Origin of the sequence: Burkholderia sp. MSMB1078WGS, assembly GCF_001528895.1 — a bacterium.
In the GTDB taxonomy this organism is placed as follows: Bacteria; Pseudomonadota; Gammaproteobacteria; order Burkholderiales; family Burkholderiaceae; genus Burkholderia.
Genome location: NZ_LPDI01000098.1, coordinates 74,738 through 96,061, shown reverse-complemented (window position 1 = coordinate 96,061; position 21,324 = coordinate 74,738). Strand labels below are relative to the sequence as shown.

Sequence of the window (21,324 nt, the reverse complement as noted above, 5' to 3'; positions counted from 1 at the left end):
GAACGATGAAACACGACAGCAATGTGACCTCCACCGTCGGCCACCTGATCGACGGCAAGCGCGTCGACGGCGGCAGCCGCGTCCAGCCGGTGTTCGACCCGGCGACCGGCGAATCGCACAAGAGCGTCGCGCTCGCCGACAAGCTGACCGTCGAAGCCGCGATCGCGTCCGCGCAGGCCGCGTTCCCGGCATGGCGCAACACGCCGCCGCTGAAGCGCGCCCGCGTGATGAGCCGCTTCAAGACGCTGCTCGAGGAGCACGCGGAAGAACTCTGCGCGCTGATCACGGCCGAGCACGGCAAGGTGCTCGCCGACGCGATGGGCGAGCTGCAGCGCGGGATCGAGAACGTCGAATACGCGACCTACGTGCCCGAACTGCTGAAGGGCGAGCACAGCAAGAACGTCGGCCCCGCGATCGATTCGTGGAGCGAGTTCCAGGCGCTCGGCGTCGCGGCCGGCATCACGCCGTTCAACTTCCCGGTGATGGTGCCGCTGTGGATGTGGCCGATGGCCGTCGCGTGCGGCAACACGTTCGTGCTGAAGCCGTCCGAGCGTACGCCGTCGTCGACGCTGCGCATGGCCGAGCTCGCGCTCGAAGCCGGCCTGCCGCCGGGCGTGCTGAACGTCGTGAACGGCGACAAGGAAGCGGTCGACACGATCCTGACCGATCCGCGCGTGAAGGCCGTGAGCTTCGTCGGCTCGACGCCGATCGCCGAATACATCTATTCGACCGGCTGCGCGCACGGCAAGCGCGTGCAGGCGCTCGGCGGCGCGAAGAACTTCGCGGTCGTGATGCCGGATGCCGACATCGGCAACGCGGTGAATGCGCTGATGGGCGCGGCGTACGGCTCGTGCGGCGAGCGCTGCATGGCGATTCCGCTGGTCGTCGCGATCGGCGACGAAACGGGCGACAAGGTTGTCGCGGGGCTGAAGGCCGAGATCGAGAAGATGAAGGTCGGGCCGGGCAACGGCGCGGGCGTCGACATGGGGCCGCTCGTCACGCAGCAGCATTTCGAGAAGGTGACGGGTTTCGTCGAAGCGGGCGTGGCGGCGGGCGCGACGCTCGTGGTCGACGGTCGCGGCGTGAAGGTCGACGGCCATGATGGCGGCTACTACCTCGGCCCGTGCCTGTTCGACAACGTGAAGCCCGGCATGCCGATCTACCAGCACGAGATCTTCGGGCCGGTGCTCGGCGTGATCCGGCTGAAGTCGCTCGACGAGGCCATGGCGCTGATCGACGCGCACGAATACGGCAACGGCACGTGCCTGTTCACGCGCGACGGCGAGGCCGCACGGTATTTCAGCGACAACATCCAGATCGGCATGGTCGGCATCAACGTGCCGCTGCCGGTGCCGGTCGCGTACCACTCGTTCGGCGGCTGGAAGCGTTCGCTGTTCGGCGACCTGCATGCATACGGCCCGGATGCCGTGCGGTTCTATACGAAGCGCAAGACGATCACGCAGCGCTGGCCGTCGGCCGGCGTGCGCGAAGGGACGGTGTTCAGCTTCCCGTCGAATCGCTGACGCGACGCGCGCCCGGTTGCATGCAGCCGGCGCGGCGTGCCAGGCCGCCGAGGCCCGCCTCGATCGACGATCGGGGCGGGCTTTTTTTACGTCCGGGCGATATGCGCGGAACGCGGCGAAAGAAGGCTTACGGCGCGACCACGTGCCACACGTTCTTGAAGTTGTCGCCGTTGCGCTCGCCCTGTTTCATGTCTTTCGAGAAGAAGTACAGCGGCTTGCCCTTGTACGCCCATTGCGGGCTGCCGTCGTCGCGCTTGACGATCGTGTAGGGCCCGACCGGCACGTCGGTCGCGCTGGCCTTGTACGGCGGCCAGAGGGTTTCGCATGGGCCCGTACAGGCGCTGGTGCCGGCGTTGGGCTTGTCTTTGTCGAACGTGTAGACGGTCATCCCGTTGGCGGCGACGAGCGCGCCGTTTTCTTCCTTCGTGATGGATCCCTGGGCCGTGGCCGAAGCTGACGCAATGGCGAGCAGGGCGGAGCTGACGAGCAGCGCGGCTTTCATGAGTGCCTCCTGATGGTCCGGTGGGCGGCCGCGATCGCGCACGGGCGAGCGTGCGCCGGAATCGCGATGAATGGTGCCGGAGCACGGCGCCGTCGCCGATCGCCCGCCTGCGCGAGCGATGCCGGGGCGAATGGCGACAAACGGGGCGCCTTATTCACGATAGGCGGTTTTTGGCGGCGCTGCGAGAAGATCGGGGGGCATATCGGCGGCACGCAGGCCTCGCGCGACGGCGCGACGATCGTCGAGGTGCCGGGGTATTCGGCATCCGTCCCCGAGCCCGCGCCCCGCGTGCGTTGCGGGGGCAACGACCCCGATACGGGTTTGCGTGGATGACATCGCGCGCATTCCGCCGGAATATCTTCGTCAGCGCGAGCCGGGCTCGCGCCGAGCCTTCCGGGAGGTAACGACGATGCTTCAGGAGCCAGGCAATGTTGCGCGCGCCAGCTATCGCGCGTATGTCGACAAGGACCGCGGCGCGATCGAAGCGCTGATCGCGCCGGATTTCCATTTCACGAGCCCGCTCGACAACCGGCTCGACCGCGATGCGTATCTCGCACGCTGCTGGCCGAACAGCGCGATGCTCGCCGGTTTCGAATTCGTCGACGTCGCCGTGCACGGCGAATACGTGTTCGTCGTGTACGAAGCCGTCACGACCGCCGGCAGGCGGTTCCGCAACGCCGAACGGTTGCGCATGCGCGATGGCCGGATCATCGAGGCCGAAGTGTATTTCGGCTGGTACGTGCCGCATCCGGCGCCGGATGGCGGATTCATCGAATCGGGCAGGTGAACGCAGTCGCGCGGCGCGAAGCTGACGTTTTGCCGTCGCGCGCCGCCCGCGAAGGGCCGCCCGCCGGGGTGTGTCAACCGCGGCCATCCCGTTGCCGTTGTCGTGTCATCCAACCACGCGGGAGCGATCGATGCGCAAGTTGCTGACGGCGATGTTACTGGGTTGTGCCTCCGCGATCGCCGGTGCGCAGACCGTCGTCCACTTCCCGTCGACCGACGGCCCGACGACGATGCTCGACGGCTATCTGTTTCCTGCGCCCGGCCCCGGCCGCCATCCGGCGCTCGTGTTTCTGCACGGCTGCGGGGGGATGTTCGCCAAGTCCGGCAAGATCTACGCGCGCGATCGCGACTGGGCCGAACGCTTCAACGCGGCCGGCGTCACCGTGCTCGAAGTCGACAGCTTCACGCCGCGCGGTCACGGCGAGATGTGCGCGCCCGCGCATTTCGTCGGCGACATCTATCGGGCGCGGCCGTTCGACGCGTATGGCGCGCTGCGGTATCTGCAGACGCTCGACACCGTGCAACCCGACCGGATCGGCGTACTCGGCTGGTCGCAGGGCGGCGGCACGGTGCTGAACGCGATCCGGGCGTCCAGCCCGGCCCGGCCGGCATCGCTGCCGGACGGCGACTTCCGCGCGGCCGTCGCGTTCTATCCGGCCAGTTGCAACACGACCGCGCAGGGGCCCGCCTGGCAGAGCCCCGTGCCGCTGCTCGTACTGATCGGCGAGGGCGACGTGTGGACGCCGTACGCCGCCTGCAAAACGCTGTTCGATTCGGTCGCGCCGGGCACGGACGCGACTTTCCATGCGTATCCGGGTGCGTATCACGATTTCGACTGGCCGAACATGCCGGTGCACGCGATCGCGTCGTTCACGACGCGCGCCGGCGTCGTGCCGATTACAGGCACGGAGCCGGCCGCACGCGCGGACGCACAGCAGCGTGTCGCCAATTTCGTCGGCGCCAAGCTGCTCGGCCACTAGGCCGTCGGCGGCGACGTATGGCGTGTGCCGGCGTGCGTTCCGCTCAACCGGCTGCGTCGTCCTCGCCCAGCGCCTGGATGAACCGCGAAAACAGCTCCGGCTGCGACGCGATCCCGAGCTTCGCGTAAAGGTGCCGCCGATGCACCTTCACCGTTTCGGGTGAGATCGCGAGCCGCTCGGCGATCGCCTTCGACGAATTGCCGCGCAGCACCATGCGTGCGATCGCCATCTCGCGATCGGTCAGCACCCCCGCGCCGAAGCGGGCGAGCGCTTGCTCGACGCGCACGCCGAGGCCCGCGTCGGGCGTCGCGCGTGCGACGTCGCCCACCAGTCGCCAATGCTGCCGGATCGCCGCGATCACCCACGGCATCGCGGCCGTCAGCTTGCCGAGCGGCTCGACGTCGAAGCGCGTGGATGCACCGAGCGACAGCGACAGCAGCGTGTCGGCATTCGGCCGCACGAGAATCTGAATCTCGTCGTCGCCGACCGCGTCGCGGAAATAGCTCAGGAAATACTCGCTCTGCCGGAACAGGTCGGGTGCGACTTCCTCGAGCCGGTAGCAACCGTCGGCGAGCCCGTCGTGCGCGGCCTGCAGGAACGGATCGAGCAGATATAACCCATTCAGGTAAAGCGGCACCGGCGACGCGGCGTCGGTGCCGCCCGTGTCGTATTCGTCGAGCACGAGCGGCACGCCGTCGCGGCCGATCGCGGTCGCGAGCGCGTTGTCGAACGGCGTCATTTCGTTGAGCAGCAGCACGAGGAACCGCCAGAAGCGCGGCTGGCCGAGATGATCGATTGCGCGGCCAAGCGCCTGATGCATCGCGATTTCGGAAAAGAGACGATCCATACCACCACCGGAAGGGCGTAACACGAAGGGGGAATAGCGGTCCTGAAATTGGCTTCCTAGACTGCCACGCAATCAATCGGGCCCGAGTATGGGTGTTCAAAAATACGCAGGATAGGAGCGACAGGAGAACGAAATGGCGATGATGTCGGAATCGACGGGCAGCCTGCAAGCGGCGCCTGCAACGGAAGACGCGCCGCGCGCGTTGTCGCAGACGCTCAGTGTGCGCGACGCGGTGATGATCACCGTGTCGGGCGTGACGCCGGCCAGCTCGATCTTCGTGATCGCGCCGTTCGCGATCCAGCAGGCCGGCAGCGGCGCGGTGCTGTCGTTCGTGCTCGGCGGCGTGCTCGCGCTCGCGTTCGCGCTCTGCTATGCGGAACTCAGCGCCGCGCACCGCAGCGCGGGCGGTGAATACGTGATGGCCAAGCGCGTGTTCGGCACGCTGCCCGGCTACCTGACCTTCATCACGGTGCTGTCCGTCAGCGTGTTCATCCCGGCCGTGCTCGCGAGCGGCGCCGCGCCGTACCTGAACAACGCGCTCGGCACGCACTTCGGCAACCAGTCGGTCGCGCTGACGATCGTGCTGCTCAGCTATCTGCTCGGCATGCTGAACATCAAGACGAACGCATGGATCACCGGTGCGTTCCTGGTCGTCGAAATCGGCGTGCTGATGCTGATCGCGGGGCTCGGGTTCGGGTCGCCGCACCGCGGCGCCGACGTGCTGATCGCACCGGTCGTCGCGAGCGGCAACGCGCTCGTGCCGGCGACGCTCGCGGCCATCGTGCCCGCGATCGGCACCGCGATCTTCTGCTACAACGGCTTCGGTTCGGCAGCCTATCTCGCGGAAGACCTGCGTGGCGGCAACCGCAACGTCGCGAAAGCGGTGATCTATTCACTGCTCGTGATCCTCGCCGTCGAACTGGTTCCGCTCACCGCGATCGTGCTGGGTGCGCCGTCGCTGACCGAACTGACGAAGAGCGCCGATCCGATCGGCTACGTCGTGCGCTCGCTGAGCAATCCGGCCGTGTCGCGCGTGGTCAGCGGCGGGATCTTCCTGTCGGTGTTCAACGCGATCATCGCGATCGTGATCACGATGGGCCGCCTGCTGTACAGCAGCGGCCGGCATGCGCTCTGGTCGCGCACCTGTAACCGCGCGTTCTCGACGATTCATCCGCGCCTCGAATCGCCGTGGCTCGCGACGATCGCGCTCGCGATACCGTCGGCCGGGCTCGTGTTCGTGTCGAGCCTCGACGAGTTGACCGCGTTCACGGTCGACTTGCTGCTGCTGATCTATCTCGTCGTCGGGCTGGCCGCACTCGCGAGCCGGTTCGTGCGTCGCGACGTCGAGCATCACTACCGGATGCCGCTGTGGCCCGCGACGCCGCTCGTCGCGGTGGCGGGCGCCGCGTATACGCTGGTCACGACGTTGGCGACGGCGACGAAGCCCACCGACCTGATCATCATCGCGGGGCTGCTGGTCGCGGCGCTCGTGATGTACGTGGCCTGGGCGCGCCACAGCGAAGCGTTCCGCGCGCTCTGAGCACCGGATCGACACCTTGTACCATCGACACACCGAACCATTGAAAGACGGGAGGAATCGCATCATGCGCACGAGGGATCTCGGCATCCGTATCGGACTCGGCACGCCGGGCCGCTTCAACGCGATCACGGACGTGCCGGGCGTGCGGGTCGGACATTGCACGCTGAGCGTCGAGAACGGCGACGCGTCGGTCCGCACCGGCGTCACCGTCATCGAGCCGCGCGCGGGCGCCGCGCACGATTCGCCGTGCTTCGCGGGCGTGCACGTGCTGAACGGCAACGGCGACGCGACCGGGCTCGAATGGATCCGCGAAGCGGGCCTGCTGACGACGCCGATCGCCTACACGAACACGCACAGCGTCGGTACCGTGCGCGACGCGCTCGTCGCGAACGAACGCGAAGCGGCGGCCGGCCGCGTGTACTGGTGCATGCCGGTCGTGATGGAAACCTACGACGGACTGCTGAACGACATCTGGGGGCAGCACGTGAACGCCGCGCACGTCCGGCGCGCGCTGGCCGCCGCCCAGACGGGGCCGGTTGCCGAAGGCGGCGTGGGCGGCGGCACGGGCATGATCTGCCACGAGTTCAAGGGCGGCATCGGCACCGCGTCGCGCGTGCTGGCGCGCGACGCGGGCGGCTGGACCGTCGGCGCGCTCGTGCAGGCGAACTACGGCGTGCGCGAGATGCTGCGCGTGGCCGGCTACCCGGTCGGCGAAGTGCTGCGACACGTGCATTCGCCGTTCCGCGACGCAGAGGCGAAGGGCGAAGCCGGCATGGGTTCGATCGTCGTCACGATCGCGACCGACGCACCGTTGCTGCCGCATCAATGCACGCGTCTCGCGCAGCGCGCGAGCGTCGGGCTCGCCCGCGTGGGCGGCGGCACCGAGGATTCGAGCGGCGACATCTTCGTTGCATTCGCAACCGGTAACGACGGCTTGCCGGCCGCGAACTACGGCAGCAAGGGCACGCCGACCGCAGACGTGCGGATGGTCAACAACGATCATATTTCCGCGCTGTTCGTCGCGGCCGCGGAAGCGGTGGAGGAGGCGATCGTGAATGCGCTGGTCGCGGGCGGCGACGTCGAGTCGCGCGGGGCGCGGGTCGAAGGGATCGGGCAGGCGCGCTTGCTGGATGCGTTGCGCGAAGTGGGCTGGCGGCCGGGGCGCGGCGCCTGAAACGGCAAGCGCCGCTTCAATCGAAGCGGCGGGGAGCAGGGCGGCGATGCGGCGATCGGCCCGGCCGCCGTCGGCCCGCGCACGTCATGCGTGCGGTGCGGGCGATGCGGGCCTGGCCGTGACGACGCGGCGTCACGCTCAGCTGCCGAAGTAGATGTTGCAGAAGCTGACGGGGCCGACGCAGGCGTTCGGGTCTTCCTGCTTCGATTGCGCGCGATCGACGCGGCCGGCGGCCTTGATCGCCTCGGCGCGGTTCGCTTGTTGCGGTGCGGCGTCTGCCGGCGCCGGCTGCGCATGGGCGACGGCAGCGGTGAGCGACAGGGCAACGAGGGCGAGGTGCAGCGGCTTCATTTTGTTTCTCCTGGGTGAGTGCCAGTCTCGCTGGCAGTGAGGAAACTATAGGCTCGCACTGCTTGAAGATTAATCGCCGCGGCTGGAGAGCTTATTTCCATCCGGAACAACGATCCCGTTGCGCGCGCATCGAGCTTCAACGGCGATGCCGATTGAACGGCGCGTCCTTGTCGAGCAGCGCGCTGCGCATGAAGTGCAGGCAGCCGACGATTCGCTGCATGTTGCGACGCGCGTCGGGCACTGCGTACCACGCCTGCAGCGCATGCTGCGCCGCGCGGATCGCGAGATTCACGGATTTCAGCGTGCGTGCATGGCGAGCGGGCGTCGGATCGTCGAAGAAGCGCGGGAGTTCGACCAGCACCGCATCGATCGAACCGGTCCAGCGCAGCGTCTGCGGCGGTTTCGATGCACGGAACGCGTGCAGTTCGTCGCGCAGGTCGATGACCGCGTGGCCGACCTCGAGCGTCGACAGCATCCAGCGCAGCGCATCGCGATGCTGCCGCGTGCGGCGCACCAGCAGCGTACGCAGTTGCGCCATCAGGTCGTGCGTGCTCGACTGGAAGCGTTGCGCGAGGCCGTCCGGTGCGCCTTCGCACGCCAGCGTGACCTGGCGGCGCAAGTCATGCGCGATCCGGCCGGTGAGCCAGGGCATGTGCGTCGGGAACACGACGGCGAACACGAGCGCGCACGCGAGCATCGCGACGACGATCGCCAGCCCGTTGTTGATCAGCACTTCAGGCGTATACGCGATCGCGTTGTCGGGGCCTGCGAGCAGGCAGAAGAACACCGCGAAGCCGATTCCATAGCCGGACAGCCCGGGCCGCATCGCGAGAAACGCGCCGAGGCCCAGCACCGGCGCAAGCGCCGCGCACAGCAGCGGAAAGCCGTCGATATTCGGATAGACGTAGCACAGGAACAGGTAACCGACCGCGGTCGCGCACGCTGCACCGATCCCCATCTGCGCGACGAACTTCGGCGCGCGCGGCGAGGTCGAGCTGAGCGCGCATGCGATCGCGGTGGCGATCACCGCGAGCGAGCCGCTCGGCCATTCGGACGCGATCCAGAACGCGCTCATCGCACCGACGGCGACCACCGTGCGCAGGAACGCGAAACCGACGAAGAACACGTTGGTTTTCACCGCGTAATGGGTGACCGAGCGCTCGAACGCGTGATCGTCCTGGTCGAGCGACGCGTACGTGTCGACGTAGCCGAGGTATTCGCCGACGAACCGGTACAGCAGCTCGATCGCGGTATCGAAGTCGAGCAGGCCGCCCGCCGCATGGTCTTCGATCACCCGCCGCGACGCACGCGCGGCCTTCGGCAACGCACCGTGAAAGCGGCGCAGTTCGAGCAATGCGCCGGTCGCCGATGCGAGGCCGCGCCGGCGTTCGTCTCGCAACGCGGCGAAGCGCGACGCGAGCGCGTCGACGTGCGGCGCCAGTGCATCGAGCACCGCGTCCGAGCGATTCGCGCGCAGCCGTTTGACGAGCTGATGCAGCGCATGCAGCCGCGTGCACGCGTTCATGAACTCGCTGTTCAGCCGCGCAAGCCGGCGGCTGCGCGCGCGAATGTGCGGATCCTCGAACGACGCGAACGCGCGGTTGGCTTCGAAGCCGACGATGTCGTCGACGAAATCGGCGAAGCGTCGCTCGAAATCGCCGCGCGCGACGTCGCCTGACAGCGCGCCGGCCGCGAACGCGGCAAATGTCGCATGGCGCGCGCTCAACGAACGCATCAGCGCCTTCGCGGAGCTCAACGGCAGGATCAGCGCGCTGACCGCGCCCGAGCATGCGATGCCGAGTGCGACTTCCGCGGCACGCGTGAGCGCGGACTGGAACAGCGTCTGCGGCGTCATCACGGCCGGCAGGCCGATCAGCGCGGCCGTGTAGCCGGCGAGGACGAAGCCGTACCAGCGGAAATGGCGGTTGCGCACCGCGAGTGCGATGCAGCCGCCGATCCACAGCGTGATGCCGGCCATGTACAGCTCGGGCTGCTGCGCGAACAGCCCGCCGAGCGCGAGCGCGCCGACGAGGCCGGCCGCCGTGCCGAGCACGCGATAGAAACTCTTCGCGAACACCATGCCCGATAGCGGCTGCATCAGCACGAACACGGTGGTCATCGCGGTGCGTGGCTGCGACATCTCCAGACGCATCGCGATGCCCATCGCCAGCAGCGCCGCGAGCACGGTTTTCGCGAGGTGCAGCCAGATCAGCCCATCGGTCGCGGCCCAGTCGCGCGCCGCATTGCCGAGCGGGTCGAGCCATGCGCTCCATCGTGCCGGTTCGATGGAAGGTCGCTCGATCGCAGGTTGTGGCTTCATGAAAAGAGGGGGCCGGCGCGGTGCCGCGGCGCGTCCGAACGGCCCGTTCGACTGGGGAGGCGCCGATTGTAGGAGGGCGGCGCGCGCGCATTAACGCCGTTGCGGGGAAACGATAGTTGCAGCCGAAGTAACAATCTGTCGCATCCCGTGGAGGAAAATGGCGGCTCCGCTACAGGTTGCTCACAGGAATGGATACCCTACAAAACATGCGGGTGTTTTCGCGCGTCGTCGAGACGGGCAGCTTCACCGCCGCCGCGCAATCGCTGAATTCGACGACGGGCGCGATGTCGCGCGCGGTGTCGGAGCTCGAGGCGCGCCTGCGCACCCGTCTGATGAATCGCTCGACGCGCCGTCTCGCGCTCACGTCGGCCGGCGAAAGCTATCTGCGGCGCTGCCGCCAGATCCTCGCCGACGTGGACCGCGCAGAAGAGGAGGCGAGCTGCGCGCACGAGCGCCCGGCCGGCGTCCTGCGCATGCACAGCTTCGCGAGCGTCGGTCACCACTACGTCTTGCCCGCGCTGACGCGCTATCACGCGCAGTTCCCGGACGTATCGATCGAGCTGTCGCTGTCGCAGCGCATGCCCGACCTGTTCGACGGCACGAGCGACATGGCCGTCGTCACCGCGTCGTCGCTGCCCGATTCGGAACTCGTGTCGCACCTGCTTGGCTCGACGTTCAGCATTCTGTGTGCATCGCCCGATTACGTGAAACGGCACGGCGTGCCGGCCCGCCCGCAGGATCTCGCCGCGCACGCGTGCCTGACGCTGTGTACGCCGGCATTCCCGACGCATGAATGGGTGCTCGAAGGCCCCGAAGGCGTCGAGCATATTCACGTCGCCGGGCCGGTGCAGACCAATACCGCCGAATCGCTCGCACTCGCCATCCGCGACGGCATCGGAATCGGCATGCTGCCGCTGTATTCGGCGATCGACGCCTTGCGCGACGGCACGCTCGTCCGTGTGCTGCCCGCGCATATCCTGCAGAAGATGAACGTGCATGCGCTGTACCCGTCGCGCCGCTTCGTCGATGCGAAGGTGCGGACCTGGGTCGAGATGCTGCGCGCCCAGGTGCCGGCGATGATCGCGCGCGACGTCGAGATGCTGAACGCGATCGACCGCGAACCGCAGGCCGCCTGAACGCAGGCCGCCTGAACGCCGTGCGCGCATCGGCGCGCGGCGGGTCGTTTCACGCCAATGCCGACTACGCGTCGGTTCGCAATGCATGCGCGATGCGAGCGACGCGCGCCGTCACGGCGCGGTCCTGGCCGCCGCGCCCGATTCGGTGGCCGGCTCGCCGGCCGGGCCGTACGCGGCCTGCGTCGCTTTCCGCTCGGCGAGACGCCTCGCCTGCAGTCGCTCCTGCGCCGCGAGGATGTCGTCCGGATAGTTGCCGACTTCGCCGCGCGCCGGGTTGTAGCCGACCGATTCGAGATCGATCAGCTCCTGCAGTACCTGCGCGCGCGTGACGGGCGACTTTGCCTGCTGGGCGAACGACAGGGCCGGTGCGGCAAGCAGGACGGCAGCGGCGGCGGTAACGACGAGCGATTTCACGAGATTCTCCTGGTACGGGGTAGGCGGCCGGCGCCGCGCGCGCCGCGCGGCTTCGACCTTCGACGTCAGTCTACGCAGCGCTGCCACGCGCAAACACCCTGATTCCAGGAGGGCTGCGTTCCAGAAGGAACAACATTGACGGCGTCGCCCGCGGCGATCGAACCCGTGTGCGAACACGGGCGCCGTGCACACGGGCGCCGTGCAGAGGGACGACGTCGCGCGACGCCGATCAGAACCGCGTGCGCATGCCGATCGTGCCGACCACCTGGTTCGCCGTGCTCGATGCGCCACCCGCCGTATTGATGAACGCCTGATAGCCGCGGCCCGACGCATGCTGGAACATCGCTTCCGCGTACAGGTCGGTGCGGCGCGACAGCTTGTACACGGCCTGCAGATCGACCTGATGCCATTTCGGATCGGTTCCGTGCTTGCTGTCGGGATTCGACACGCTGGCGTCCGTATAGACATAGGCCGCGCCGACGCTGACGGCCGGCGTGACCGCATAGCGCACGTTCACGTCGTAGTTGTTGAACGCGATCTGGCCGCTGGAGCCGAACGAGCCCGTGTTGTCGTACTGCGAGCGCGTGTAGACGAAGCCGGCGGTCACCGGGCCGAATACATAGCTGGCGCCGCCGCCGTAGGTGCGCATGCGGTCCGAGCCGATCGACCAGCCGCCTTGGTTCAAGCTCTTCGCTTCGGCCGAATCGGTCGCGCCGGGGCTCGCGCTCGTCGAGCCCTTCGTGCCGTTCATCTGCAGGTAGGCGCCGGCCAGCTTCAGCGGGCCGTTCGTGTAGCTCGCGGCCACGCTGTATGCGCGGTTCGCGCCGAAGTTCGCCGAGTTGGAGAACGCGTACAGCGCGCCGAGCTTGAAGCCCGCGATCGTGTCGCTTGTGTACTTGATTGCGTTGTTGATGCGCAGCGAATGGTTCAGGTTGTCGTTGTCGAACGGATGCGCGAAGCCCGTATCGCCGAAATCGCCCGACGTCGCCGACAACGGCGCGACGAAGTCGACCATCGTGTCGTACTGGCGGCCGAGCGTCAGCGTGCCGTAGCCGGCGCGGCTCAGGCCGACGTACGCGTGCCGGCCGAACAGCTTGCCGTCCTGGCCGAGCCCGCCGTTGTTCGCGTTGAAGCCGTTTTCGAGCACGAACAACGCCTTCAGGCCGCCGCCGAGATCCTCGGCGCCGCGCAGGCCGAAGCGACTGCCGTTGATCGTGCCGGTCGTCATGCGCCATTGCGACGCGCCGTTCACGTTGTTGGTATAGGCGATGCCGGCGTCGATCAGGCCGTACAGTGTGACCGAGCTTTGCGCGTGGGCGAGCGGCGCGAACAGGGCGCCGGCGCATGCGCCGGCGATCAGGCTTTTTTTCATCGTGAAGCTCCTGCGTGTGGGACTGGAAACCAGAGTTCGGCGCAAGTATAGGAATGCGCGGCACGCGCAAGGACGCAGCGGCCGCGAGCGCACCGTTCCTGATCCCGCAAGAGTCGTTCACAAAACCGACACGACGACGCGCGTGCGCGCCGGGCCGGCGGTTCCTGCCGGCGGCCGGCACGCGGCTTCGGGCCGGCGCGGCCCGGCTGTCGTGTCGATGCAACATGCGCGGCACGTGTGCGCGTCGCCGCTTTCCTCCATACTGGTCGTCCGGACCGCACGGCCGCCGACGCAGATCGCGCGGTCGTGTTCACGCATACGACAAGAGGCCTCTCCATGAACCTGTTCAACGTACGCTTGCGCGGCCGCGACGGCCTGTTCACGATCGGCATCGATGCCGGCAGGATCGCGCGCATCGATGCGCAAACCGCGCCGATCGCGTCGACGAACCCGGACCATATCGACGGCGGCGGCCGCCTCGCGATTCCGCCGCTCGTCGAACCGCATATCCACCTCGATGCCGTGCTGACGGCCGGCGAGCCCGCGTGGAACATGAGCGGCACGCTGTTCGAGGGCATCGAGCGCTGGGCCGAGCGCAAGGCGACGATCACGCACGAGGACACGAAGGCGCGCGCGCATGCGGCGATCGGCATGCTGCGCGATCACGGGATCCAGCACGTGCGCACGCACGTCGACGTGACCGATCCGACGCTCGCCGCGCTGAAGGCGATGCTGGAGGTGAAGGACGAGGCGCGCGGGCTGATCGACCTGCAGATCGTCGCGTTCCCGCAGGAGGGCATCGAATCGTTCGACGGCGGCCGCGCGCTGATGGCGCAGGCGATCGAGCTCGGCGCGGACGTCGTCGGCGGGATTCCGCATTTCGAGAACACGCGGGAGCAGGGCGTCAGCTCGATCCGCTTCCTGATGGATCTCGCGGAACGCACGGGCTGCCTCGTCGACGTGCACTGCGACGAGACCGACGATCCGCATTCGCGCTTTCTCGAAGTGCTCGCGGAAGAGGCGCGCGTGCGCGGCATGGGCGCACGCGTCACCGCGAGCCACACCACCGCGATGGGTTCGTACGACAACGCGTACTGCTCGAAGCTGTTCCGGCTGCTGAAGCGGGCGGGGCTGAATTTCATCTCGTGCCCGACCGAGAGCATCCATCTGCAGGGGCGCTTCGACACGTTTCCGAAGCGGCGCGGCGTCACGCGCGTCGCGGAGCTCGACCGAGCCGGGCTCAACGTGTGCTTCGGGCAGGATTCGATCAAGGATCCGTGGTATCCGCTCGGCAACGGCAACATCCTGCGCGTGCTCGATGCGGGCCTCCATATCTGCCACATGATGGGTTATCAGGATCTGCAGCGCTGCCTCGACTTCGTGACCGACCATAGCGCGACGGCGATGCACCTCGGCGACGGGTACGGCATCGCGGTCGGGCGTCCGGCGAATCTCGTCGTGCTCGACGCGGACAGCGACTACGAAGCCGTGCGCACGCAGGCAAAGGCCACGCTGTCGATGCGCCACGGGAAGGTCATCATGCGGCGCGAGCCGGAGCGCCTGACCTATCCGGACTGACGCGGCAGGCGGTCATCGCGGGCCGTCGGCGTGTTCATGCATTCGATGCATGAGTTGATTATAAAAATACGTTTGTCTCATGATGAGCGCGGGCCTACGATGCGGTCCTGACGACGGCGTGCACGGTGCGCGCCGTCTTTCCGATCCCGTTCGCCGACCCCATGCGCCTCGATCTTCCGTCCGCTCCTGCTGCTTCGCCGTCGCTCGCCAGCCCATTCGCGCGCATGGCCGTCGTCACGATCCTGACCGGCATCGGCGCGGGTCTCGGCGGCATGCTGCTCGCGTTGCTGCTGCATGCGATCCAGCACGTCGCGTACGGCTACGACGTCGCGCACGCGATCGGGTCCAAGAGCTTCCTCAGCGGTGTGACCGGGGCCGAGCCGCTGCGCCGGCTCGCGGTGCTGGTGGTCTGCGGGATCGTCGCGGGCGGCGGCTGGTGGGCGCTTTACCGATACGGCCGGCCACTCGTCGGCATCCGCCGCGCGGTGCGCGCGGCCGATCCGCGGATGCCGTTCGTCAGCACGACGGTCCATGCGCTGCTGCAGATCGTCACCGTCGCGCTCGGCTCGCCGCTCGGCCGCGAAGTCGCACCGCGCGAGATCGGTGCGCTGCTCGCCGGGCGGTTTGCCCATGCGGCGGGGCTCACGCCCGACGACTGCCGGCTGATGGTCGCGTGTGGCGCCGGCGCGGGGCTCGCGGCCGTCTACAACGTGCCGCTCGGCGGCGCGATCTTCGTGCTCGAGGTGCTGCTCGGCACGTTCGAGTGGCGTGCGCTGGTCGTGGCGATCGTGACGTCCGCGATCGCGGCGATCGTCGCATGGATCGGTCTCGGCAACGAACACCAGTACACGGTGCCGGCGTTCGTGCCGAGCACGCCGCTCGTCGCATGGTCGATCGTCTGCGGGCCGCTGTTCGGCGTCGCCGCGTACGGTTTCGTGCGGCTCACCACCCGCGCGCGGGCGAACGCGCCGAAGGACTGGCGGCTGCCGGTGTTCGCGCTGCTCAACTTCGCGGCGGTCGGCGTGCTCGCGACGAGGTTTCCGCAACTGCTCGGCAACGGCAAGGGCCCGGCGTCGCTCAGTTTCGACGGCACGCTGACGATCGGTCTCGCGGCGGCGCTGCTCGTGCTGAAGGTGCTGATCGAGGCCGGCAGCCTGCGGGCCGGCGCGGAAGGCGGGCTGCTGACGCCGGGACTCGCGAACGGCGCGCTGCTCGGTGTCGTGCTCGGCAGACTATGGAGCATCGTGTGGCCCGGCGCATCGCTCGGCGGATACGCGCTGATCGGCGCGACCGCGTTTCTCGCCGCGTCGATGCAGATGCCGATCACGGCCGTCGTGCTGCTGCTCGAATTCACGCGCGCGAATCACGACAGCCTCGTGCCGATGCTGCTGGCCGTGGCGGGGTCGCTTGTCGCGTACCGGTTCGCGCAGCGGCTGGCGGAGCGGCGGGGGCGCATGGTTGCGACCGCGAATACGTCGGCGACGGTGGGGCGTTGATATGCATGAGCGGCCTGAAGGTGGACGATCCGCTGAAAATTGACACCCTGTATCCGTTCAAATGCCTGTCGCCGCCGTGGTGCATTCGTGCGCAACGACGAGGCTGCGGCAGTCGGAAGCGCAAGCCACGCGGTACTTCACAGGATCTGCACGAGATCCGCCAATCACATCCGGACAGACGCTTGTCGCGGCAATCTACCGGTGAGTCCGTTGTTTCGCCTTCGCCACTCACGCTAGCCTTTTCTGCTCGTTCAAATTCAAGCTATCAGAGAAAAAATGGCGAGCACGTACGGATACGGCATTCACGAGGGTTTGAGCCGCGAAGCATTGTTCTTCCTGATCTTTATCGAAGAGACTGGCAAGGCGTTGGGGGTAAATGATGCGGTCGGCGTCGCGATGGTACTGTTGGGTCAGCGCTTTATCCCGACGCGAGGCAAGTTCGCGAACGCGGTCAAGGGCACGTCCATCGCGTCCGTCGTTTCGCGTCGGCTGCTGCCATACGAATTGAAGCACCGGATTTTGCCGATCGTTACCTCATTCAGAAGCCTGATCATGTTGCGCATCAAGTTGACGCAGAATATCGGCGCATTCGTCGGGCGGGCGGTTCCCGGAGTCGGTTGGGCGATCCTGGCGACGGACGTCGCGTTGATCACTTATCGTACGATCGGCACGTACAACAGCATGGTGAAGCCCGAGGATCGCTTATATGGCTGACACATGGAAACGCCTCGAAGCGTTCATCGCGACTGACGTCGCAAGGCTCCGGATCGATCGCATCGAACTGTCGCGAGACACGGATCTTTATCACGATCTCGACCTCGAACCGAACGACATCGACAGAATCATTCGGCAATGGGGTGCGACGTTCGGCGTCGATTTGTCCGCGTTCGACCTCCATTATTACTATCCGTCCGCGAAGCTCGGCCTCGGTTCGTTTCTCACGACGGTCGTCAAATCCCCGTTCAGCCCAGAGGCGAGAGAGACGCTGGGGGGGCGGTCACTGACACTCGGAATGATGGAGGAAGCGATGGAGCGCGGGCGTTGGGAGCCTTGATTCGCTGACCCGTCGAGATTCGCGAGACACACGACGAGACGAATATCGCCGCATGAAGCGCCCGCCTGATCCGCAGTCAGGCGGGCGCTTTTGCATGCGCACGTCCTTCATGAATTCCAGTCTGCAGCGATACGCGCCATTGGCGTTCGTCACTCGGCTGCCCCGGCTTCGGAGCCGGTCGCGGCCATGTAACGAATTCGATAGCCTGCCGAAGTCGACCGACCCGATTCCCGACAGGGGCATCGACGCAAGCAATACGGTTCTGTGCAAGAATCCGCGCGTTTCCGCGCCTCAACCAACAACGATACGCGCGGATGTCCCTATCAGGAAACGAGGAGCTCAAGTTGATCCAGCGCATTTCCCGCTTCTTCACGCAGGTGGTTCACCGCGTGTTGCCCGACCCGTTGATTTTCGCGATCCTGTTGACGATCGTCACGTTCGCGCTCGCGTTCGGGCTCACACCGAACACGCCCGTGCAACTCACGACGATGTGGGGTTCGGGCTTCTGGAACCTGCTCGCGTTTTCGATGCAGATGGTCATGATCCTCGTGACGGGGCACGCGCTCGCGAGTTCGCCGCCCGTGCGGCGCCTGCTCGTCGCGCTCGCCAGCGCCGCGCGCACGCCCGGGCAGGGCGTGATGCTCGTCGCGTTCGTCGGCGCGCTGGCCTGTGCGATCAACTGGGGCTTCGGCCTCGTGCTCGGCGCGATGCTGGCGCGCGAAGTGGCGCGCCGCGTGGCCGGCAGCGACTACCGGCTGCTCGTCGCATCCGCCTACATGGGCTTCCTGAGCTGGCACGGCGGGCTGTCGGGTTCGGTCCCGCTCGTCGCGGCCACGAAAGGCAATCCGATGGAAAAGACCATCGGCTTGATTCCGGTGTCCGACACGATCTTCACCGGCTACAACGCGTTCATCACGATCGGGTTGATCGTGATGCTGCCGTTTCTCGCACGGATGATGATGCCGAAGCCGGGCGAGGTCGTCAGCGTCGATCCGGCGTTGCTTGCCGAGCCGCCGAGCGTCGAGCGCAAGCTCGCGCCCGACGCGACGTTCGCGGAACGGATGGAGGAGAGCCGCGTGCTGTCGATCGTCGTCGCGGCGCTGTGCGCGGCGTTCCTCGTGCTGCGTTTCGCGCAGAAGGGCTTCGCGCTCGACATCGACACGGTGAACCTCGCGTTCCTCGCGGCCGGCATCCTGCTGCACCGGACGCCGATGGCCTATGCGCGCGCGGTGGCCGGCGCGGCGCGCGGCGCGTCCGGGATCATGATCCAGTTCCCGTTCTACGCGGGCATCCAGGCGTTGATGGATCACTCCGGGCTCGCGGGCGTGATCACGAAATGGTTCGTCGATATCGCGAACGTCCACACGTTCCCACTGCTCGCGTTCCTGAGTTCGGCCGTGATCAATTTCGCGGTGCCGTCGGGCGGCGGCCACTGGGTCGTGCAGGGGCCGTTCGTGATGCCGGCCGCGCAGGCGCTCGGCGCCGATCTCGGCAAGGCGGCCATGGCGATCGCGTACGGCGAGGCGTGGACCAACATGGCGCAGCCGTTCTGGGCGCTGCCCGCGCTGGCGATCGCGGGGCTCGGCGTGCGCGACATCATGGGCTATTGCGTGACGACGCTGTTGTTCTCGGGTGTGGTGTTCGTCGCGGGGATGTATCTGTTCTGACGAAGCGAGGCGGGATGCCGGCGGCGACGTGCCCGCATCCCGCCGGCTCGAGTTTCGTCCGCCTTCAGTCGCGCGAGCGCACGTCGGCGCGCTCGTGCCCGTGACGCAACGCGAGGCTCGCACATGCCGCGACGACGAGTGCAGCCGCCAGCAGCGTCAGCCCGTTCTTCGCATTGCCGGTCGCCTGCTCGATCGCGCCGATGACGGTCGGCCCGACGAAGCCGCCGAGCAACCCGCACGTATTCACGAGCCCGAGCCCGCCGGCCAGCGCGCTGCCGGCGAGCCGCGAAGCCGGAAACGTGAACACGATCGACTGCACGACGAAGAACATGGACGCGGCCACGCACACGCAGAGCAGTCCCGCCAACGGCGACGCATGCGCGGCGCCGATCATCCCGGCCGCCATGACCACCAGCCCCGCACACAGCATGCGGCGCGAGTGGTGCGACTCGCGTGCGAAGCGCGGCAGCGTCCCGGCCCCGAGCGCGGCGGCGAGCCAGGGCAGCGACGTCAGCAACCCGACCGCGACCGGCGAGAGGCGCCCCGATGCGCCGATGATGCCGGGCAGGAAGAAGATCACCGTATAGATGGTCAACTGGTGGCAGAAGTACACGAAAATCGCGAGCCAGATCTGCGGATCGCGCAGTGCGGCGCCGAACGCGTGGCCGCCGTGCGCGGCGATGCCCGCGTCCTGTTCGGCGGCCAGCCTGCGCTCGAGCGCGCGGCCGGTTTCCGGGGCGAGCCACGGCGCGGCGCTCGGCCGATCCGGCAAGCGCGTCCAGACGACGAACGCGAGCAGGATCGCCGGAATGCCTTCGACGACGAACAGCCATTGCCAGCCGTGGAAACCGAGCGTGCCGTCGAGCTCGATCAGCGCGCCGGCCAGCGGCCCGCCGACGATGTTAGCGATGCACACGCCGAGCAGGAAATAGCCGGTGGCGCGTGCACGCTCCTCGCGGCCGAACCAGTACGTCAAATACAACATCACGCCGGGAAACAGGCCGGCTTCGGCCACGCCGAGCAGCAGGCGCATCACGTAGAACGACGTCTCGCCGCCGACGAACGCCATCGCGACCGACAGCGCGCCCCACGTGATCATGATCCGCGTGATCCAGAAGCGCGCGCCGACGCGATGCATGATCAGGTTGCTCGGGATTTCGAAGAGCGCGTAGGTGAGAAAGAACAGCCCCGCGCCGAGCCCATACGCGGCCGATGAAATGCCGAGATCGACGCCCATCGAATGTTTGGCGAACGCGATATTGGTGCGGTCGAGAAAACTGATCACATACGCGGCGATCAGCAGCGGCATGAGTTTGCGGAACAGCAGCCGGTTCAGCGACGCGTTCGCGTCGCCGGCGGCGGACGACAGGGCCTGAGCGTGATGAGTGGACATGCGGACGACTCCGGTAAGGGCGAACCGGCGCGCACGGCAAGCACGGCGCGCCGCGTTCGGCAGATGCCGCTGCGGTGCAGGCAGCGAATGGGCAGACGACGGAGCCGCGCCGGCGGCGCTCGAACGGAGCGGGGCGATGAAGGGCGTCCTGGCGCCGGCCGGCTCGGGCCGGCGCCTCGTCACTGCGCTTGCGGATACGGGTGTTGCGGGCGCGAGCCGGCGCTGAGAAATTCAGAAATTCACCGCGTCGCCGCCCTTGAGTGCGAGCATCGCGCGCGCCTCGGCCGGCGTCGCGATCTCGAGCGACAGGCCTTCGAGCACCTGACGCATTTTCAGGACTTGCGCGGCGCTCGATTCCGCGAGCTTGCCCGGCGCGATCCACAGCGAATCCTCGAGCCCGACGCGTACGTTCGCACCCTGCGCCGCGCCGATCGTCGCGAGCGGAATCTGGTTGCGCCCGGCGCCGAGGATCGACCACACGTAATCGCTGCCGAACAGACGGTCGGCCGTCCGGCGCATGTGCATCAGGTCCTCCGGATGCGCGCCGATCCCGCCCAGCAGGCCGAACACGCTTTGCACGAAGAACGGCGGCTTCGCCAGCCCGCGATCGACGAAGTGCGCGAGGTTGTACAGATGCGAGATGTCGTAGCACTCGAATTCGAAACGCGTGCCGTTCGCGCCGCAGCGCGTGAGGATCGTCTCGATGTCGGCGAACGTGTTCTTGAACACGAGATCGCGGCTTTTCTCGAGATGTTCGCGCTCCCACGGATGCTTCAGCTCGCGGAAGCGCTCGAGCATCGGGTACAGCCCGAAGTTCATCGAACCCATGTTCAACGACGCGACCTCGGGTTGGAAATGCAGCGCGGGCTGCAGCCGTTCGTCGACCGTCATGTGCGGGCTGCCGCCCGACGTGAGGTTGATCACCGCGTCGGTCTGCGCCTTGATGCGCGGCAGGAATTCGGCGAACACGGCCGGATCCTGCGTCGGTTTGCCGTCGGACGGGTTGCGTGCGTGCAAGTGGAGGATCGCCGCGCCGGCCTGCGCGGCCGCGACCGCGGCCGTTTCGATTTCGTGCGGCGTCACGGGCAGGTACGGCGACATCGACGGCGTGTGGATCGCGCCGGTTGGCGCACAGGTGATGATGACTTTGCGAGCGTTTGCCATGGATGGATTCCTTTCGACGAGCGATGC

General features: G+C 67.4%; 19 protein-coding genes. 11 read left to right on the top strand and 8 right to left on the bottom strand.

Annotated elements, in window-relative coordinates; translation table 11 throughout:
* Positions 1-5 precede the first annotated feature (5 nt).
* Positions 6-1,523 carry a CoA-acylating methylmalonate-semialdehyde dehydrogenase gene (locus tag WT24_RS24845; protein WP_060036143.1) on the top strand — a complete coding sequence of 506 codons (1,518 nt, stop codon included), beginning with the start codon at positions 6-8 and terminating at the stop codon, positions 1,521-1,523.
* Between the two features lie 127 nt (positions 1,524-1,650).
* Here WT24_RS24845 and WT24_RS24840 read toward each other — a convergent pair whose 3' ends face one another.
* Positions 1,651-2,025 (bottom strand): hypothetical protein, encoded by a 375-nt coding sequence (locus WT24_RS24840; protein ID WP_027782957.1) that lies wholly within the window; start codon positions 2,023-2,025, stop codon positions 1,651-1,653.
* A 409-nt stretch (positions 2,026-2,434) separates the two neighbouring features.
* Here WT24_RS24840 and WT24_RS24835 point away from each other — a divergent pair, with 409 nt between their 5' ends.
* Together WT24_RS24835 and WT24_RS24830 are read left to right on the top strand one after the other, a co-directional pair.
* Positions 2,435-2,812, top strand: a complete 378-nt coding sequence (locus WT24_RS24835) for a nuclear transport factor 2 family protein (RefSeq protein WP_059505161.1) — start codon at positions 2,435-2,437, stop codon at positions 2,810-2,812.
* A 130-nt stretch (positions 2,813-2,942) separates the two neighbouring features.
* On the top strand, positions 2,943-3,791 hold the full coding sequence (locus tag WT24_RS24830) for a dienelactone hydrolase family protein (protein WP_060036142.1): 849 nt from the start codon (positions 2,943-2,945) through the stop codon (positions 3,789-3,791).
* A gap of 43 nt (positions 3,792-3,834) precedes the next feature.
* Here WT24_RS24830 and WT24_RS24825 read toward each other — a convergent pair whose 3' ends face one another.
* Entirely contained in the window at positions 3,835-4,638 is an 804-nt protein-coding gene (locus WT24_RS24825; RefSeq protein ID WP_060036141.1) for a helix-turn-helix transcriptional regulator, read from the bottom strand.
* 133 nt (positions 4,639-4,771) lie between these two features.
* Between WT24_RS24825 and WT24_RS24820 the strand changes: the two genes are divergently transcribed.
* Positions 4,772-6,178, top strand: coding sequence for an APC family permease (locus tag WT24_RS24820; RefSeq protein WP_060036140.1), 1,407 nt, complete (start codon positions 4,772-4,774; stop codon positions 6,176-6,178).
* 64 nt (positions 6,179-6,242) lie between these two features.
* Positions 6,243-7,352, top strand: coding sequence for a P1 family peptidase (locus tag WT24_RS24815; protein ID WP_060036139.1), 1,110 nt, complete (start codon positions 6,243-6,245; stop codon positions 7,350-7,352).
* 138 nt (positions 7,353-7,490) lie between these two features.
* Here WT24_RS24815 and WT24_RS24810 read toward each other — a convergent pair whose 3' ends face one another.
* A complete protein-coding gene (locus tag WT24_RS24810) occupies positions 7,491-7,703 on the bottom strand; it encodes a hypothetical protein (protein ID WP_034204888.1) in 213 nt (70 codons plus the stop codon).
* Positions 7,704-7,839: 136 nt separating this feature from the next.
* A complete protein-coding gene (locus WT24_RS24805; RefSeq protein ID WP_060036138.1) occupies positions 7,840-10,023 on the bottom strand; it encodes an FUSC family protein in 2,184 nt (727 codons plus the stop codon).
* Between the two features lie 188 nt (positions 10,024-10,211).
* On the opposite strand from WT24_RS24805, the gene WT24_RS24800 reads away from it, so the two are divergent.
* Entirely contained in the window at positions 10,212-11,159 is a 948-nt protein-coding gene (locus tag WT24_RS24800; protein ID WP_059789453.1) for a LysR family transcriptional regulator, read from the top strand.
* Between the two features lie 111 nt (positions 11,160-11,270).
* On the opposite strand, the gene WT24_RS24795 is transcribed toward WT24_RS24800, so the two are convergent.
* Positions 11,271-11,573, bottom strand: coding sequence for a DUF4148 domain-containing protein (locus tag WT24_RS24795; protein ID WP_060036218.1), 303 nt, complete (start codon positions 11,571-11,573; stop codon positions 11,271-11,273).
* A 229-nt stretch (positions 11,574-11,802) separates the two neighbouring features.
* Positions 11,803-12,945 carry a porin gene (locus tag WT24_RS24790; protein WP_060036137.1) on the bottom strand — a complete coding sequence of 381 codons (1,143 nt, stop codon included), beginning with the start codon at positions 12,943-12,945 and terminating at the stop codon, positions 11,803-11,805.
* A gap of 336 nt (positions 12,946-13,281) precedes the next feature.
* Between WT24_RS24790 and codA the strand changes: the two genes are divergently transcribed.
* The 5 genes from codA to WT24_RS24760 all read left to right on the top strand — a co-directional run bounded on the left by codA (position 13,282) and on the right by WT24_RS24760 (position 18,740).
* Complete coding sequence (gene codA, locus WT24_RS24780; protein ID WP_059505181.1) at positions 13,282-14,523, top strand: cytosine deaminase; 1,242 nt, start codon at positions 13,282-13,284, stop codon at positions 14,521-14,523.
* A 161-nt stretch (positions 14,524-14,684) separates the two neighbouring features.
* The gene (locus WT24_RS24775) at positions 14,685-16,019 is read left to right on the top strand and encodes a chloride channel protein (protein ID WP_060036135.1); all 1,335 of its coding nucleotides are present in this window, start codon (positions 14,685-14,687) and stop codon (positions 16,017-16,019) included.
* A 276-nt stretch (positions 16,020-16,295) separates the two neighbouring features.
* Positions 16,296-16,733: an STM2901 family protein gene (locus WT24_RS24770; RefSeq protein ID WP_060036134.1), complete on the top strand. Its 438-nt coding sequence runs from the start codon at positions 16,296-16,298 to the stop codon at positions 16,731-16,733.
* Complete coding sequence (locus tag WT24_RS24765) at positions 16,726-17,073, top strand: DUF1493 family protein (protein ID WP_060036133.1); 348 nt, start codon at positions 16,726-16,728, stop codon at positions 17,071-17,073. Before WT24_RS24770 ends, WT24_RS24765 begins: the two co-directional genes overlap by 8 nt.
* A gap of 344 nt (positions 17,074-17,417) precedes the next feature.
* Positions 17,418-18,740 (top strand): TIGR00366 family protein, encoded by a 1,323-nt coding sequence (locus WT24_RS24760; RefSeq protein ID WP_059789459.1) that lies wholly within the window; start codon positions 17,418-17,420, stop codon positions 18,738-18,740.
* A 64-nt stretch (positions 18,741-18,804) separates the two neighbouring features.
* Here the strand turns inward: WT24_RS24760 and WT24_RS24755 are convergent, their stop codons facing one another.
* Positions 18,805-20,133 (bottom strand): MFS transporter, encoded by a 1,329-nt coding sequence (locus tag WT24_RS24755; protein WP_059789460.1) that lies wholly within the window; start codon positions 20,131-20,133, stop codon positions 18,805-18,807.
* A 231-nt stretch (positions 20,134-20,364) separates the two neighbouring features.
* Positions 20,365-21,297, bottom strand: coding sequence for a 3-keto-5-aminohexanoate cleavage protein (locus WT24_RS24750; RefSeq protein ID WP_006482842.1), 933 nt, complete (start codon positions 21,295-21,297; stop codon positions 20,365-20,367).
* Positions 21,298-21,324: the final 27 nt, after the last annotated feature.

What these genes read in the sequence shown, in the direction of transcription:
- WT24_RS24750 (WP_006482842.1), bottom strand. Translation starts at nt 21,297, where the DNA reads ATGGCAAACGCTCGCAAAGTCATCATCACCTGTGCGCCAACCGGCGCG.
- WT24_RS24765 (WP_060036133.1), top strand. Translation starts at nt 16,726, where the DNA reads ATGGCTGACACATGGAAACGCCTCGAAGCGTTCATCGCGACTGACGTC.
- WT24_RS24845 (WP_060036143.1), top strand. Translation starts at nt 6, where the DNA reads ATGAAACACGACAGCAATGTGACCTCCACCGTCGGCCACCTGATCGAC.
- WT24_RS24835 (WP_059505161.1), top strand. Translation starts at nt 2,435, where the DNA reads ATGCTTCAGGAGCCAGGCAATGTTGCGCGCGCCAGCTATCGCGCGTAT.
- WT24_RS24820 (WP_060036140.1), top strand. Translation starts at nt 4,772, where the DNA reads ATGGCGATGATGTCGGAATCGACGGGCAGCCTGCAAGCGGCGCCTGCA.
- WT24_RS24770 (WP_060036134.1), top strand. Translation starts at nt 16,296, where the DNA reads ATGGCGAGCACGTACGGATACGGCATTCACGAGGGTTTGAGCCGCGAA.
- WT24_RS24840 (WP_027782957.1), bottom strand. Translation starts at nt 2,025, where the DNA reads ATGAAAGCCGCGCTGCTCGTCAGCTCCGCCCTGCTCGCCATTGCGTCA.
- WT24_RS24830 (WP_060036142.1), top strand. Translation starts at nt 2,943, where the DNA reads ATGCGCAAGTTGCTGACGGCGATGTTACTGGGTTGTGCCTCCGCGATC.
- WT24_RS24805 (WP_060036138.1), bottom strand. Translation starts at nt 10,023, where the DNA reads ATGAAGCCACAACCTGCGATCGAGCGACCTTCCATCGAACCGGCACGA.
- WT24_RS24790 (WP_060036137.1), bottom strand. Translation starts at nt 12,945, where the DNA reads ATGAAAAAAAGCCTGATCGCCGGCGCATGCGCCGGCGCCCTGTTCGCG.
- codA (WP_059505181.1), top strand. Translation starts at nt 13,282, where the DNA reads ATGAACCTGTTCAACGTACGCTTGCGCGGCCGCGACGGCCTGTTCACG.
- WT24_RS24825 (WP_060036141.1), bottom strand. Translation starts at nt 4,638, where the DNA reads ATGGATCGTCTCTTTTCCGAAATCGCGATGCATCAGGCGCTTGGCCGC.
- WT24_RS24755 (WP_059789460.1), bottom strand. Translation starts at nt 20,133, where the DNA reads ATGTCCACTCATCACGCTCAGGCCCTGTCGTCCGCCGCCGGCGACGCG.
- WT24_RS24810 (WP_034204888.1), bottom strand. Translation starts at nt 7,703, where the DNA reads ATGAAGCCGCTGCACCTCGCCCTCGTTGCCCTGTCGCTCACCGCTGCC.
- WT24_RS24815 (WP_060036139.1), top strand. Translation starts at nt 6,243, where the DNA reads ATGCGCACGAGGGATCTCGGCATCCGTATCGGACTCGGCACGCCGGGC.
- WT24_RS24800 (WP_059789453.1), top strand. Translation starts at nt 10,212, where the DNA reads ATGGATACCCTACAAAACATGCGGGTGTTTTCGCGCGTCGTCGAGACG.
- WT24_RS24775 (WP_060036135.1), top strand. Translation starts at nt 14,685, where the DNA reads ATGCGCCTCGATCTTCCGTCCGCTCCTGCTGCTTCGCCGTCGCTCGCC.